Below are 13,983 nucleotides of genomic sequence, written 5' to 3' on the forward strand. Positions count from 1 at the left end.
TCATCCTCTTTGCACGCCCCGCTCCCAGAAGCGTCCCACCGCCATTTCGCAACGGAGAACCTGTGCCTTCGCAGCACATCACAGCCTGACCCCACCTGTCAAGGCCCCCCATTCACCACCTCCTGCCGCGCAGACTCAGCAAACTGCCGCGAAGCCTCCCCCATCCCCACGCCCTCACCTTTTTCCGTGCGTCCCCACCTCCCACTACCCCTCCGGAAAAAATCATTTTACCCTCCCATCATTTTACCACCATCCCCCAGCCCCCTCATCTCCCAGTCTCCCAGTCTGATTGTCTGATTGTCTGATTGTCCCCCCGTCTGAAAGCCCCCCGTCCCACATTCCCCGTTGAACACCGCACCTCCCCGCGTGTCTCATCCAGCCACCATGAGAGCCATCATCCTACTCGTCCTCAGCGTCGTCACTATTTTCAGCACCTCCTGCAGCACCCACACCCGCCGCCTCGACCACCGCACCATCGAAAGCCTCGGCGGCATCGCCCTCGGCAAAGCACGGCTTGACACCCGCGGCCACGTCATCCTCCCCATCGACTGCGACGTCTCCGGCACCCGTCAGATCACCACCCCGCCCACCCGCCTCGACTCCTCCCTCGCCTGCCTTCCGCCCGAAGTCATCCGCAAAGAAGAAACCATCTGGCTCACCCTCAAAACCCGCCGCACCGCCAAAGGCCTCACCTCCAAGTGCCCCGACCTCGACCTCGGCAAGCTCCCCCCCGAGACCTACCTCGTCTACTACCGCGACCCCGACGGCTCCGAGCACCCCATCGGCGTCGTCCTCACCAAAAACCTCCGCTGGTAACCCAAACTCAGCCCCCCGCCTCTTCGTATTGTAGTACCGGCTTCAGCCGGTCCGCCTCTTCCTCTAACCGAGAACCGAGAACGCGCACGGCTGATCAGCAGCTCCATGTTACCGATAGGGCCAAGGGCAGGAATAGAGTGAAGAGCGGATGTAGAAATGGTATAAAATATTATAAAGAAGGATGGAATATTAGACCAGTTCCGAAAAAAGGAACGACAAAAGAAACAAAAGACACCACCCCGGCCGCTCACTCAGGCTCCATCCTCACCAGCTTCCAGCCCGAGACCGTATACGAGCTCGACATCCCATACGAATAGCCCCGTCCCCCGTCCCATTGCTTCACCGTCACCACCGGCCGCATCCCCTCCCGGCCCAGCGCGTAGCCACTCCCCGCATGCGCCGTCTGCTCCGCCTCCACCCGCGCCAGCTTGCCCGTCGCTGAAAAGCGCCGCAGATCCGCGATCCTCCACAGCCCCTCCTGCCGCCGCAGCAGAAACAGCACCCCCACGCACGACTTCGTCGCCTCCGTCGGCGGAAAAGCCACCGCCAGCACCAGCGCACACTCCTCGTTCGCCCACAGTTCCGTGCACTCCTGCACCGACCTCGCAGGCACCGGCTTCCCCCGCTTCACCTCGCCCATCTCCGGCACCGCAAACAGCCCCGCCAGATCAGACCCCGGCGTTGCCGACGGCACAAACGCCCGGCCCGCGGCCATAAACGCCTTCACCGAAGCATGCCCCCCGCCGCGCATCCACACCTCCTCCCCCCGCACCACCGTCCCCAGCAGCATCACTGAAATCACACCCAGCCACCTCCACCTTACCGCCCTCCCGCACATCATCCAAAACAGCGCCACCACCACTCCCAGCATCCCGAGGATGATACTCTCCAGCGCCCCGAAACCGAGCCATGATTGAATCGCTTCCATGTCAGAAAATCAGGTGTCAGTGAGATCAGCAGTGCGCCTTCGCAGCCCGCCCGCCAGCAGTTCAAAACCCCTGCGGACCGTTCCGCTTCAGCGCCGGCCAGTCGCTCAGCGCCAGCACAAACGTCAGCACCAGCGTCCCCAGCGGAATAAACGAAATCACGCACAGCCATGGCGACATCCCCGCCTTCCTGCAGATAAACCAAAACGGCACCGCCTGCACCACCGCCATCACCATCAGCAGCAGGATGAGAAGAATCGGCGAACCGAGGAAAGAAGACGGCGGAGGAGAAGGAACCGGCTGCATGATCGTCAGAAAAATCGAAGGTTAAAAAACAAAGACCCCGTCAGGCCCGCCCCGCACCCAAAAAAGCAGCGCAGGGCAGGGGATCCCCCACGCACCGCCCGCCGTCATCAATACCCCGGCGGCCCATTCCGCTTCAGCGCCGGCCAGTCGCTGAACGCCAGCACAAACGTCAGCACCAGCGTCCCCAGCGGAATAAACGAAATTAGGCACAGCCAGGGCGACATCCCCGTCTTCTTGCAGATAAACCAAAACGGCACCGCCTGCACCAGCGTCAGCACCAGCCCCATCGCAAAGATGATCAGAAGCTCCATGTTCCCAATGGCGCCAACCGCAAGAAAAGAAGAAAGACCGTTCATAGGCATAATAGAAAATAATAGTTTAGAGCAGTCCACCTAGGAAGCACTTGGGAGGCCAAAGCGCAAATACAATTGAAAACATAAATAATACGCCGCACCACCCTTCGGCAAGACCTCAGTTTAAAACCGCATCGAATGCCCCGCCCCGGCACCTCCTCACACCCGCCCCCTCACCACCTTATTGAAAGTTGCACAATAGACTGACGTGGCACTTGATTAAGTTGGGTCATCGTCGGCTTTGCCTCCGGATTTTAGCACCAAAGGTGCGGCCTAGCGTAGCCCAGGGCAAGCGAGCCCTGGCGAGCGCCGCCCTGGCGAGCGCCGCCCTGGGTTCAGCACCCGCAGGAGGGCGGCAAAGCCAGCGCCTTCTGCACGCACCGCGTCCCCCAGCAGCGTCCTCCCGCCGCGCCGAAGCAGCCAGCATGTGTCTCCGCCACACGCCAGGCCCCGGCTCCTGCATGTGCATGCGCTCCCTTCGTGTCAGTCTATTGCGCAAGTCTCAATAGGCGCACTCTCGGTCCTCATCTTTAAAAGTTTAGCCCCCCTTCCTCCGCCTCAGGTGCCCATATGCCCCCGCATTCAAAACAAAGGCCAGCACCATCAGCACAAAGTACACGCTCAGCATCATCGCCGGACCCCGCCCCACCACGCTCAGCATCGAGCAGCCCAGCGCCACCATCGCCATCACCGGCCCCGCGATGCTCCTCTTATACGTCAGCACGCACGCCACCACCAGCAGCACCCCCAGCAGCAGCGGATCCAGCGCCTCCCTCCACAGCAGCTGCTCCCGCGGCGCCCCCGCCACTCCCCTCATCTCAAAAGCCGTCTCGACCGAGCGCCACTTCATGATCGCATGCACCGACTGCAGCTTCGTCACCGCCACCGCAGCCGTCGCCAAAATCGCACTCATAAAATTCGCAGGCCTCATCTCACAAAAAATAGGAAATACCATCCTATCATGCCAGCCCCACCTCAATCCACCAAATCTTTCCCCTCCCATCATCCACCCCACCCAGCGCCCAGCATCGAGCATCGAGCATCCAAGCCCGCCCCAAATCACAAATCATAAATCATGAGACCTCACCCCGTCTTCCCCCACAGCGCCAGCATCCTCTCCCTCACCGCCTGCGCGATCTCCTCCGGCGTCGCATACGCCTCCTTCTCATCCTCCTCCTTCGCAGCGCGACCCACATTCACCCCATACAGCTTGCCCAGCTGATCCAGCGCCTTCAGCCGCACCTGAGCCATCGGCGACAGCATCGTCCCCCACACCTCCGGCATCATCCCCACCGCATTCACAGCCCCACCCGCACCAGCCGCCGCATTCACAACCGCACTCGCATTCGTACTCTCATTGGCACCGACATTGGCACCGGCATTGGCACCGGCATTGGCACCGGCATTGGCATCGGCACCCGCATTCGCCACCACGCCCGCAGTCATCGCAGTCCCGCCCATCGTCACCTCCGCAAACGACAGCTCCACCGTCCGCCACAGCACCGCCGCGATGTGTTCCCGCATCCCGCCGATCTCCCTCTCCGACTTCGCCCCGCGCGACTCCATCAGCGCCTGCTGTTCCCGCCACAGCCCGCACACCGCATCAAAGCCCACGCCCAGCGCCCCCGCCACCCCCAGCAGCGGCACCCCCTGGCGCACATGCAGTTCCAGCACCATCTGTCCCTCCGAAAGCCCCGCCCCCCGCGCCCAGGCCACCCACCCCCGCAGCCCCACCGCCTCAGCCGCAGCACCCGCCGCGTTCACCCCCGCCCCCGTGTCCCCGACATCCACCGCCGCTCCCACACTCCCGGCAGCCACGTCCCCAGCCCCCTTCCTCCTCGCCCTCACGCCCCCGGCGCCCTTCGCCGCCCCCCTTGAAGGCCCACCTCGCGCCGACCCACCACCAGAAGATAAAGTTTGAGATTTTGCCATGGTATTTCCTGCCACCCTTGGCCCCCAAAACCAAAAGTCAGCCAAAATCCCCAAAAAATGTCCCACCCTCACTGCCACGATTGAATACTGCGCCAGTCAACAGACGTGCATGAAATGACACCAGCCAGAGGCAACCCGCCACATGTTTCCCGCCATCGGCTCCAGGAAGGAGCCAAGAAATGAGCCTATGGTGAAGCGAGGCTCGGCGAGCGAGAACCAACGGACAACCTGCACAACAAACCCCAGGCCAGGGGCGCATGCTGAAGGCATGCAAGAGACGCGGCAGGCACCATAAGAGCCCTTCGCAGCCCACCCGCCCCCACCCACACTTTCCCCGCAAGCCTTCACCCCCGCGCCAAGCTGAGCGATCACAAACACCGCGCCAACCGCAAGCCCCCTCATCCTCCCGCGCAAGCGCACCTCCAAAACCCCCGCAGGAGTGGGACCATCCTCGTCCCGCCCGCCCCCGCAGCGTCCACCACTTTCATCTCCCCCTCCACTTCACCGATCCTGCCCCCCCTTCATCGTCTCCACAAACCCCTTCACAAACTCCTCCGTCACCGTCACATTGCGCACCTCTCTCAGCGGCTTCCCGGAATCGATGCAATACCAGAAGTGCGCCAGCAGAGACATGCGGAAGCGCGGCTCCATCATCGGCCCTTCCGAGTCCGCGTCCCAGTTTTCCCCCGTCACATTCAGCCGCGCCAGGCTCCGCGGAAAAAGCCTCGTCGGCAGCGCCCTCCACTCCCCGTCCTCCCACACAAAGCAGCGGAAATCCCACCCATCCAGCGGCCCTTCCCGATCAAACGTCGCCAGGTAAAAAGCATCGCCCATCCTGCGCAGAATCAGCGGCATCCCTGGCCCCCGCCAGCGCAGCGGGCGCCCCTCATGCACGCAGCTCAGCTCATGCTCATCCCGCCTGTCACCAAGGCTCCACCCATGCCCGCCGCTGATGAAAAAACCACGTGTCCGCCGCACCACCTTCACCGCCAGCCCCTGTCCCGAACCCTGCGCAGCTAAAAGGTCGAATTCCGCCTCCTCTGTCAAAGCCCGGTCCACCACCCACCTGCCCACCCGCCCAGCTGCCCAGCTGCCCAGCTGCCCAGCTGCCCAACCCCCAGCACCAGCACCAGCAGCGTCGCCAGGACCCACTTTCGTTGAAAAGAAGAAAATTTCATCTCAGCAGAAAATGCCACATCATAGCAGGAAAAGAAACAAAATGAAATGGTGCCCGCCTCGCACCCTCAATATCCCCGCAGCCTCCCCTTTCGCAACGCCGTGATGCGCTCCAGGTCAGGCGGATCGCCCACCATTTCTTTCAGCAGAGCCGTCATCCTGCCCCCAGACACCAGCCACGCATCCACGATCGCATTCTCTTCCGCGCCATAGACCGCAGCGTTCATCGGCACCAGCATCGCTGCCGAGACCCCATGGCGCACCAGCAGCGCCTTCAGTTCCTTCCGCGCCCGCCCGTCCCCCGCAGCCAGCCGCGCATCCGAGTAAGCCTTCCAGAACTCCGTCCCGAGGCTCCACATATACATGCTCTGGATGCCCAGCCCCGAATCATCGCGATACCCCGCCGGCCGGTCCTCATTCGCCACCGCCACCCTCGCCAGCCGCTCCATCTCCCGGAAAGCCACCTCCGACCGCTTAGACGAGGCACACGCAGTCAGCACCCAGGCGCACACCAGCCACAGCATCATCGCCAGCGTCTTCAGTATCCCTCTCAATCTCATGCCCCCAACCAATGCCCAGCCCCGCCGCTCCATCAAGCTCCTCCCACTCTCAGCCCCACACGAATCAGCCGCAAAAAAAACACCGAGCCCCCTCTAAACCCCAGCTCAGCACCTTCGCGCCCTCTCGCCGCCACCTCCTCCCGTCAAGCACCCGTCCGAATGACCAAGATCCGCTTACCAAGAACCAAATAGCGAGAACCGAGAACCAAAAACTCCGCCCCTAATCCGTCATCGCCCCCCACACCGGCGCCCCCACCACATTCCCCGTCTTCGCCCCCAGCTCCACACGCACCGTCGCCGAGTACCCTTTTCCGTTCGCAGGATCCCCGTCAGATTTCAGCACCAGATTCCCGCTGCACTCCATTTCGAGGTGATCCTCATCGATCCACCGCAGCACCTTGTCATAATAAAAGCGCCCGTGCCCGTACTCCGCGCCCGCGCGACTCACCGCAGCGTCGTGCACCTCGCTCACAGACACCTCCACCTCCGCCGCCGGCTGTGCCGCCAGCGAATACACCGCCACCCCGCTCCCGCGTTTGAACAGCCTCAGCAAAGCCACCCGCGTCCCCCTTGGCGACCACTTCACGCCCTCCGCCAGCTCCATCATTTTCTCCGCATCATCCTCCATCGTCTCCTCCAGCCTCTCCAGCGGCCCGCCCGGCGCCCGCTGCAGAAAGATCGCCTCCGTTCCCACCAGCACCCGCGCCCTCCCATCCGGCCCCCGCAGCGCGATCGGCCGCCTCAGCAGCACCTCCTTCCCGCCCGTCCCCTCCTCCACATCCCCCACCACCCGCCCCAGCACATCCTCCGCCACCCCCGGCAACATCGAAGCCCCCTTCACCTCACCCACCGCCGCAGCCCCATTCGCACGTGCCTTCGCATGGGCACCCACACTCGCCGCCCCATTCGCATCTCCACCCTTCGTAGCACAACCCACCAGCCCACAGCACAAAATCATCAACATCAGCCCCAGCACCTTCACCGGCATCAGCAACTTCATCGGCATCGGCAGCAACTTCAACGTCATCACAAACATCTTCAGCGACCTCAGCAGCATCTTCCTCGTCCCCACCACCATCGTCCGCCACCCGGTCCACTGCCAAAGCCGCAGGCACATCTCCGGCATTCTCCATCTCACAGGCATCATCATCCGCAAGTCAGGCAGTCTCATAGGGAAGGGAAGGGGAAAGGCGCAGGTAATCTCAGTTCAGGTACCAGGACCACTCAAGACATTCGTCCCCAGCCCCCCGACCGACTCAAGCCCCCGTCATAAAGCTCGAACCAACCCCGGTCAACATCCTCCCGCCCACCGCCATCCCCCCGATTCCCGCCACCTATTCCCGCAGCATCTCGAAACCACGACAAACACCCCTACATACCACCCTCGCCCCAAAGCGGCAGGTTGGTATGCGCCGCGCCCCGTCCGTGATTCCGCACCGATGCCCGCCGCCCCAAAAACCAGCGCCCCCAAGACCCCTCCTCCCACCCTTTTCCCCAGACCCCATAAATCCAAAAGCTTCATTCCCACATTTCGCCGTTTCCCCTGGTCAGGGGGCTTTACCCACAGGCCCAGCCCATTTCTCAGCCGCCCCAGCCCTCTGGACCCGGCAAATTCTCTCTTGCCGAGTTTCACTAAAAAGACTAGTTTCAGCAAATGCTGAAACCGGCAAAAAAAGTGAAACAGCAAGAAACGCAGCAGCAGATCGACTCGCTGCTTCGAGGTCTGTTCACGCGTGTGCCCTTTCTCAAACTGCAATCCCTGCGCACTCAGGTGACGCGCCGGCGTGCTGGTGAGATCCAGCATTGGGCAGACGCAGTTCTCAAAGTAACCATCGATCGCCTCTGTGAATGGACTCTGGTCGCAGAGGCGGAAAACAGCGGCCAGCCCCAGATTGTGCGCGCAGCGCTGCTGCGGTTGCAGCACGCGCTTTCCCTGCTCCCGCCCAAAACGCGACGTTACGGCATCCTGCTCGCGCCCTTCATTTCGCCAGCGTCCGCCCAGCTCTGCGCCAAGGCTGGCATCGGCTATGCAGACCTCGCAGGAAACTGCCGTCTCTCCTTCGCCCACATCTATATCGAGACCCGCGCTGCGGACAATCCTTTCCATGAAAAGCGCACCCTGAAGTCCATCTTCACGCCCAAGGCCACGCGCATTCTCCGCGTCCTGCTCCAGGGCCCCCTGCGTCCGTGGAAAGTCAAAGAACTCGCCGCTGCAGCAGACGTCAGCCTCGGCCATGTCAGCGATGTCCGCCAGCAGCTTCTCGCGCAGGAATGGGCGGCCGAGGAGGCGGCAGGAGGCCTCCTCGTCACGCGCCCCGCCGATCTCCTGGATGCCTGGGCCGCCGCTGACCGCTGGGAGGACCGCACCACCGTGCGAGACTACTCCCTGCTGCACACGGACCCCGCAGACATCGCCACCCGCGTGCATCAGCTCCTCGGTCATCAGCCCCACGCCTTCACACAGTGGATCGCCGCCACCCAGCGCCACCCCTACACCACCGTGCCCCTCACCACCGTCTATGTTGCCGAGTTCCCTGAGGAAGACCTGCTCAAAAGCGGGCTCCTCGCCCGGCGCGTGGAGGGTGGTGCAGGCGGCGGCAGGCTCCGCCTCGTACGTCCGAAAGACGCCGGCGTGCTCCACCCTCAGCAGACCGTCAATGGCCTGCCGCTGGTGGGAGATGTCCAGATCTACCTGGACCTGCTGCGTGCTGGTATGCGCGGCGATGAGGCCGCCGCCGAGCTGCGCCGCTGGCCTGACTTTTCCGGATGCTGGCCAGCCTCCACCTCCTCCCCGTCCGCATGAGCAAATACGAAACTCACGCCGCCTACCCAGCGAGCGGCCTCGCCGCTGCACAGACCGCGCTGCTCACCCTCTGGCCCTCTTTCTCCCCATACCATCAGGATCTGGTGCTCGTAGGCGGCCTTGCCGTGCATTACCTCACCCGGCACCGCACAGACAGTCCCTGGCCCGGAGTCGTCACCACAGACGTGGACTTCGGCATCGAGCTCAGCGCCGAAAACGGCCAGTACGGCAGCGTGCGCACCGCCATGGAGGGACTCGGATTTCACGCGGATGCGCAGGCTGCCGGCCGACTGGTGCGGCAGGTGGAAAACATGAACCTCTACGTGGACTTCCTTACCGAGGCCCCGCCCGCCATCACCGGCACCCGCAGAGTGGATGATGTCCTCGCCAGCGTCTTTCCAGGCATCAACCGCGCACTGGCCGCACGTCGCATGGTCACCATCACCGGGCAGGACATCTACGGCGCCACCGCCAGCTGCGATGTCGCCATGGCAGACATCGGCCCGCTGCTCGTGCTCAAGATCAATGCCTTCGGCGGCCCCACCGGCCGGCAGCGCCCCAAAGACGCCTACGATGTGCTCCAGGCCGTCACCGCCTTTGTGGACGGCCCGCAGGCCGCCATCGCCGCCTTCCACGCCGAAGCAGGGCAGGGGAACACCGGCTACGAAACCGCATGCCAGGCCTTGCGCCGATACTTCATCCATCCAGACGCCGCCGCCCCAGCCCGCGCCGCCGCCTTTTTGCGGGCTTTTTCAGATGATCAGCAGCGCATCCGCGAAGACCTCGTCTCCACCGCACGGTTTCTGCTGGGGGAGTGATGGCTGACCAAGCGGCGCTTCCGTGTTTGTGGCTTGCCATCAGCGAGTAAGAAAGGAGCATCTAAATTCGCAGGCGGTGCGTTTTTAAGCTGGACGGGACCACCGTGGTTCCCATATGTAGTGCTTCTCGTCACCGCGCCCGCGCCTCACTCCATCACAGCAGCCTCAGCGTTGATCCGCTCTTCCAAAGCGCGCAGAGTCTCCAAAATAGTCGGCAGCTTTGGAGCATCTCCCATGAACATCTCCTGCATGGCCGCAAAATCTTTTTTCAGCTCCTCCATTCGGTGCTCCGGAGGAATCAGCCGGAACGTCCCCGGCCTCGCCAGATCGTAACGCGCCGCCGCCCGCGCAAAGAACCGGTTTTTCCAGTCCACCACACGCTGACGCAGCTCCGTGTTTGCCACGGCATCCTCCATGTACCCCGATCGCGCCAGTTCGGCCAGGTCCGCGTAATGGCGGGAATAGCGCACCGGCATCGCTTTCGAAGGATCGCGATGATGCTCCGCGTGCAGGATGGTCGCCTTCTCCCAAAAGGCCCGCTCCACATTCAGCGCCACCACATCGCAGCCCATCTCCCGCATCTCCCCTGGCATCGTCTCCGCCAGCCATGGCTGCACCCTGTGCCGGCCTGTGGGACGTTGGTCCGTCAGCGATCCAAATTCCAGCTTCACCGCACGCCTGATGTAAGCAATTTCATCTGGAAAGTCACAGGGGTAGCGAAAATAGAGCACGGGCGATCTGCTGTCCGCATCCTCCTCATATTCCAGCCACCCTTCATGGCCCGCTCGTTCACCCAGAATACCCACGATGGCCCCGTTGAGTTCCGGCATCAGCTCATCACGCACCCACTCGCCGCACAGGGCCTCCACCCTCTTCATGAAGTCATCCGTCTTCTTGCGTCCGCTCAAAGCCTCCACCTCCGCATCCCGGATGCCGAGCACCGCAGGATCCAGCGACAGGTCGATATCTTCAGAGAAACGATTGATGACACGAAACACCTTGGACAGCGCCGTCCCACCTTTAAAAACAAAACGGCCGTCCCTGCTCTGCGAGGCGTCAAACAAAAGCCCCAGCAGCCAGCACACCCAGAAATCTTTTTCGATGATCGCCGCAGGCATGCGCAGCCGTGCCCCCGCTTCGGCAAAAGCCCTCGCGCGCATGACCGCATCCGCCGTGGCCACTCGGTTCATCGTTTCTTCTTGCCTCCCACTGCATCTGCTGCCAGGCCCCGCAGCATTGGGTGCATCCATGCCGGCGCCAGCGGCAGTTCCTTCAGCAGTACACGACGGTCAGCCGCGGACAGTTTACGCCGGATCTTTGCCAGCTGCTCCGCGCTGATATGCTCCTTCCCCAGCACACGAAAAGCCGAGACGATCATCCCCGTTGGCCGTTCCGACATCGACATCAGCCGCGCCGAGCGATGCCGCAGCTCCACCTCCTGTCCGGCGATCCGCAGCTTCCGCGATCTCCCGTCCGTTTCATAAGCGATCTTGCCCGGCACCTGTTCAGACAGCCCCAGCAAATTCGCCGCCGCAGCCCCAGTCGGCCTCAGTTTGATCCCCTCACGCTTCGCCACCGCCACAGCCGCATCCTCCGCCTTCGGAGTCAGTTTTCCAAACCACGGATGACTGCGCGGCAGATCATACAGCCCCCGCGCCACCCGCCTCAATTTCCCCGCCTTCGTCAGTCTGGACAAAGCCGTATCCACCGCCGCCCGCGATCCCAGATCAAGAAAATGCACCGGAGAAAATGCCTGAGCACTCCTCGTGGCACGTATCCTCCTAATCATCTTTGAATCAATGCCTTGCATTTTAATTGTTTGAGTCATTTTGTCAGAAATAACCACCCAAATTTCTGACAGAAGTTTCTTTCCCATGCGCAGCGTTGTCAATATCCAATATTTGACTTTCGGCTCGTGGCACCCTGGCTGGCGCGCTGAAAGACGCGCCAGCCTAGGTGCCACGACGATCCACTTTTGATCTGTCTCACTCTCGGGCAACCCTTCGCATGTCTCTTGGTGCACCGTACTTTTAATTTAACTTGCGGATTATCCCCCGAAGAGCAATTTTCCAATTGCATTGCAATCATCCCATGCCGCCGGAGACGAAACCAACCAGAACGCTCATGTCTTACGAAGAGCTTCGCCGGACCTTCTCAGAAGGGCGGCAGCAGCTGTTGCAGCAGCAAGGCCCGATCACGAACGAGATGATCCGGCGGCTGCAGGACAGTCGGAAATACGCGCACTCGCCGATTTCGGCCACTCGGAGGAGCTGATGCTGGATGGCAGCCAGGTGCGCAAGCTGCTGGCCCAAAAGCCTCTTAAACGAGGCTTGGAACATGAAGTGGGGGTAATGAGTGGTGAAAAACTTGTGATCAAGGATTACGATCCACGTCTGATCGACGTGGATACTTGGGACATTTTTTACAAGCCCACGGATTCTTTGTTCGACTACCTGACAGATCTCATGCTCTGCAACCATCTCTTCGGCGATGATTTGAGGCTTCGAGGATTCTACGAGGAAAACAATCAGCTACACGTCATCATCACACAGCCCTACGTGGATGGCACCCACCCCGACTGGTCAACACTGGTGGAAAAGTTGGAAGCGCAGGGGCTGCTGCAGCAAGAAGAAGGCTCCGCACAAGGCCGCTTCTGGGTGAACGCCGGGCCTGCCGGGCGTATCCTCATGACAGACGCGCATGAAGACAATGTCATCATTAGCACCAAGACCGGTCGCGCTGAACTCATTGACGTGCATTTCTCCTTTGGCAGTCGTGAGGCGCGCATCCGTGCCTTACAAGCCTTGGGTCTGTTTTGAAGAATGCCACAACCCGCTGAGAACTGGATATGGTTTTTGGTAAAGGTATAATTTGGAAGCTGGCGTGGCTGGGCATGTCTGAGCGTTGGCAGGCATGAAAGAACCGAAGTTTCTCAAGCTCCAAACCAGCCTATCAAGATAATTGTGAATTTTAGTGCAGGCAGTGCGTCGGAGAAAGCCACTCCACCCTGTATCGTCTCTCTCAGTAAAGCTGCTGCTGTCACGTTGGGGGTCTCAAAAGAGGGGGGCGGGCTTGCGCTGCTAGCATCATCACAAAGGAGGAACGCTCTGACATAGTCAAGAAGGCGGCCGCTAAGCGGTAGGCGTCGAGGACAACTCATCTATAGTGCGTAATGATGGAAGTTCACTCCCAATCACCTCGTCCACCAATCCAAGCCAATAAGCATCTGTTGATGAGAGTGGGTGCTCACCTTTTTGCAGGCATCTGCAAATCGACACTACCAAGTAGAACAGGGGATCCAATTTTGGCCCGGCTTTTTCTAAAACAAACCTTTTTTGTTCATCTTCATCCGAGCTGTCTATTCTTTCATATTCTTGAAATTCTGGCGGTGACAGGAAAGCGTGCCCTCTTTGCGAGACCAGCTCTTCAACATTGTCACGGTAGGCTCCCGAAATAAAGTCGCGCAGTTGGATGAAGTCGTCCTGAATCGCATCAAGATGCAGCTGGGATACGCTGTCGGTCTTTTCATCTGTCGGAATTTCAAAGTCGATGATCTTTTTTAGAAGCTCCTTTTCAATTTGTAGCATGCTAGGCGATGGGTCGCCTTCTAAGGCTTGCGCAGCAAGATTCATCAATTGGCTGATTTTCTGCTGTCTTTCTAGTGCATCACTGATGAGTTGCTGCTGATCTGGGCTAATATTTCGCTTCAATCTTTGAAAGAACTCACTGGTGTTTGTTACGGCCGCATGCACAAGCATATTCGGATCATGGTCTTCAGATTCCGATTGAGCGGTTATCATTAGCATCACCATGCGCCTGAACATTCGCAAAGCCAATCTCAGGGCGAATCTTTCGTTTGTTTCACGAAGTTCGACTTCCAAAGTGCTGATTTTTTCCAAGGTTAAATCGTCGTCACTTCGCCTGGTTCCATGATAATAGACCCGCGCATCTGGGTAGGCGATAGCATAGTCTCCTAAGGCGAGAAAGTCTGCCGCTGCGCTTGCAGCAAAGCCTACTGCAATTGTGATTAATTTGCAAACATCACCGTTTTGCGTTGGAGTTTTCAACAGATCAATCAAGCGCTGCATGTGCGCCACATTCCCACCGAGAGAATCGATGTAGAGACAAATTGGATCATTGCTTTCAAGGCGTAGTTTTATTATTTGAGGCAACAATCTATTAACGAGATTACTGTCTATGTCTGATGTGACATAAACAGCACGCTCAGGATTTTCTCTGTACTCGATTTTACTCACGCTTGTCCTTCATCTGTGCATGAGCCGCGTTCTGAGC

15 protein-coding genes are annotated in these 13,983 nt (G+C 60.4%); 4 read left to right on the plus strand and 11 right to left on the minus strand.

The features are described 5' to 3' along the window. The first annotated feature begins 384 nt into the window (after positions 1-384). The gene (locus ACILSO_RS29785) at positions 385-816 is read left to right on the plus strand and encodes a hypothetical protein (RefSeq protein ID WP_395741140.1); all 432 of its coding nucleotides are present in this window, start codon (positions 385-387) and stop codon (positions 814-816) included. A 247-nt stretch (positions 817-1,063) separates the two neighbouring features. Here the strand turns inward: ACILSO_RS29785 and ACILSO_RS29790 are convergent, their stop codons facing one another. From ACILSO_RS29790 to ACILSO_RS29825, 8 genes are all read right to left on the minus strand, one after another. Then, positions 1,064-1,744 carry a hypothetical protein gene (locus ACILSO_RS29790; protein ID WP_395741141.1) on the minus strand — a complete coding sequence of 227 codons (681 nt, stop codon included), beginning with the start codon at positions 1,742-1,744 and terminating at the stop codon, positions 1,064-1,066. 61 nt (positions 1,745-1,805) lie between these two features. Continuing rightward, positions 1,806-2,048, minus strand: a complete 243-nt coding sequence (locus tag ACILSO_RS29795) for a hypothetical protein (RefSeq protein WP_395741142.1) — start codon at positions 2,046-2,048, stop codon at positions 1,806-1,808. Positions 2,049-2,155: 107 nt separating this feature from the next. Beyond that, positions 2,156-2,359, minus strand: a complete 204-nt coding sequence (locus ACILSO_RS29800; protein ID WP_395741143.1) for a hypothetical protein — start codon at positions 2,357-2,359, stop codon at positions 2,156-2,158. A gap of 580 nt (positions 2,360-2,939) precedes the next feature. Continuing rightward, entirely contained in the window at positions 2,940-3,314 is a 375-nt protein-coding gene (locus ACILSO_RS29805) for a hypothetical protein (RefSeq protein ID WP_395741144.1), read from the minus strand. Positions 3,315-3,484: 170 nt separating this feature from the next. Continuing rightward, positions 3,485-4,219, minus strand: coding sequence for a hypothetical protein (locus tag ACILSO_RS29810; protein WP_395741145.1), 735 nt, complete (start codon positions 4,217-4,219; stop codon positions 3,485-3,487). Between the two features lie 615 nt (positions 4,220-4,834). Further along, the gene (locus ACILSO_RS29815) at positions 4,835-5,407 is read right to left on the minus strand and encodes a hypothetical protein (protein ID WP_395741146.1); all 573 of its coding nucleotides are present in this window, start codon (positions 5,405-5,407) and stop codon (positions 4,835-4,837) included. A gap of 170 nt (positions 5,408-5,577) precedes the next feature. Next, complete coding sequence (locus tag ACILSO_RS29820) at positions 5,578-6,069, minus strand: hypothetical protein (protein WP_395741147.1); 492 nt, start codon at positions 6,067-6,069, stop codon at positions 5,578-5,580. A gap of 220 nt (positions 6,070-6,289) precedes the next feature. Continuing rightward, on the minus strand, positions 6,290-7,240 hold the full coding sequence (locus ACILSO_RS29825; protein WP_395741148.1) for a hypothetical protein: 951 nt from the start codon (positions 7,238-7,240) through the stop codon (positions 6,290-6,292). 504 nt (positions 7,241-7,744) lie between these two features. Between ACILSO_RS29825 and ACILSO_RS29830 the strand changes: the two genes are divergently transcribed. Together ACILSO_RS29830 and ACILSO_RS29835 are read left to right on the plus strand one after the other, a co-directional pair. Beyond that, on the plus strand, positions 7,745-8,872 hold the full coding sequence (locus tag ACILSO_RS29830; RefSeq protein ID WP_395741149.1) for a hypothetical protein: 1,128 nt from the start codon (positions 7,745-7,747) through the stop codon (positions 8,870-8,872). Then, positions 8,869-9,690, plus strand: coding sequence for a nucleotidyl transferase AbiEii/AbiGii toxin family protein (locus tag ACILSO_RS29835; protein WP_395741150.1), 822 nt, complete (start codon positions 8,869-8,871; stop codon positions 9,688-9,690). Before ACILSO_RS29830 ends, ACILSO_RS29835 begins: the two co-directional genes overlap by 4 nt. Positions 9,691-9,836: 146 nt before the next feature. On the opposite strand, the gene ACILSO_RS29840 is transcribed toward ACILSO_RS29835, so the two are convergent. Further along, complete coding sequence (locus ACILSO_RS29840) at positions 9,837-10,880, minus strand: nucleotidyl transferase AbiEii/AbiGii toxin family protein (protein ID WP_395741151.1); 1,044 nt, start codon at positions 10,878-10,880, stop codon at positions 9,837-9,839. Then, positions 10,877-11,653 carry a DUF6088 family protein gene (locus ACILSO_RS29845; RefSeq protein ID WP_395741152.1) on the minus strand — a complete coding sequence of 259 codons (777 nt, stop codon included), beginning with the start codon at positions 11,651-11,653 and terminating at the stop codon, positions 10,877-10,879. Before ACILSO_RS29845 ends, ACILSO_RS29840 begins: the two co-directional genes overlap by 4 nt. 115 nt (positions 11,654-11,768) lie before the next feature. Between ACILSO_RS29845 and ACILSO_RS29850 the strand changes: the two genes are divergently transcribed. Beyond that, complete coding sequence (locus tag ACILSO_RS29850) at positions 11,769-12,509, plus strand: hypothetical protein (RefSeq protein ID WP_395741153.1); 741 nt, start codon at positions 11,769-11,771, stop codon at positions 12,507-12,509. Between the two features lie 312 nt (positions 12,510-12,821). On the opposite strand, the gene ACILSO_RS29855 is transcribed toward ACILSO_RS29850, so the two are convergent. Next, positions 12,822-13,946, minus strand: a complete 1,125-nt coding sequence (locus ACILSO_RS29855) for an ATP-dependent Clp protease proteolytic subunit (protein ID WP_395741154.1) — start codon at positions 13,944-13,946, stop codon at positions 12,822-12,824. Positions 13,947-13,983 lie beyond the last annotated feature (37 nt).

Source organism: Prosthecobacter sp., from assembly GCF_044226605.1.
Lineage (GTDB): Bacteria > Verrucomicrobiota > Verrucomicrobiia > Verrucomicrobiales > Verrucomicrobiaceae > Prosthecobacter.

Excerpts from the sequence above, each read along its gene's own strand:
- ACILSO_RS29800 (WP_395741143.1), bottom strand. The coding sequence starts at position 2,359 with ATGGAGCTTCTGATCATCTTTGCGATGGGGCTGGTGCTGACGCTGGTG.
- ACILSO_RS29820 (WP_395741147.1), bottom strand. The coding sequence starts at position 6,069 with ATGAGATTGAGAGGGATACTGAAGACGCTGGCGATGATGCTGTGGCTG.
- ACILSO_RS29840 (WP_395741151.1), bottom strand. The coding sequence starts at position 10,880 with ATGAACCGAGTGGCCACGGCGGATGCGGTCATGCGCGCGAGGGCTTTT.
- ACILSO_RS29790 (WP_395741141.1), bottom strand. The coding sequence starts at position 1,744 with ATGGAAGCGATTCAATCATGGCTCGGTTTCGGGGCGCTGGAGAGTATC.
- ACILSO_RS29835 (WP_395741150.1), top strand. The coding sequence starts at position 8,869 with ATGAGCAAATACGAAACTCACGCCGCCTACCCAGCGAGCGGCCTCGCC.
- ACILSO_RS29805 (WP_395741144.1), bottom strand. The coding sequence starts at position 3,314 with ATGAGTGCGATTTTGGCGACGGCTGCGGTGGCGGTGACGAAGCTGCAG.
- ACILSO_RS29785 (WP_395741140.1), top strand. The coding sequence starts at position 385 with ATGAGAGCCATCATCCTACTCGTCCTCAGCGTCGTCACTATTTTCAGC.
- ACILSO_RS29795 (WP_395741142.1), bottom strand. The coding sequence starts at position 2,048 with ATGCAGCCGGTTCCTTCTCCTCCGCCGTCTTCTTTCCTCGGTTCGCCG.
- ACILSO_RS29825 (WP_395741148.1), bottom strand. The coding sequence starts at position 7,240 with ATGAGACTGCCTGACTTGCGGATGATGATGCCTGTGAGATGGAGAATG.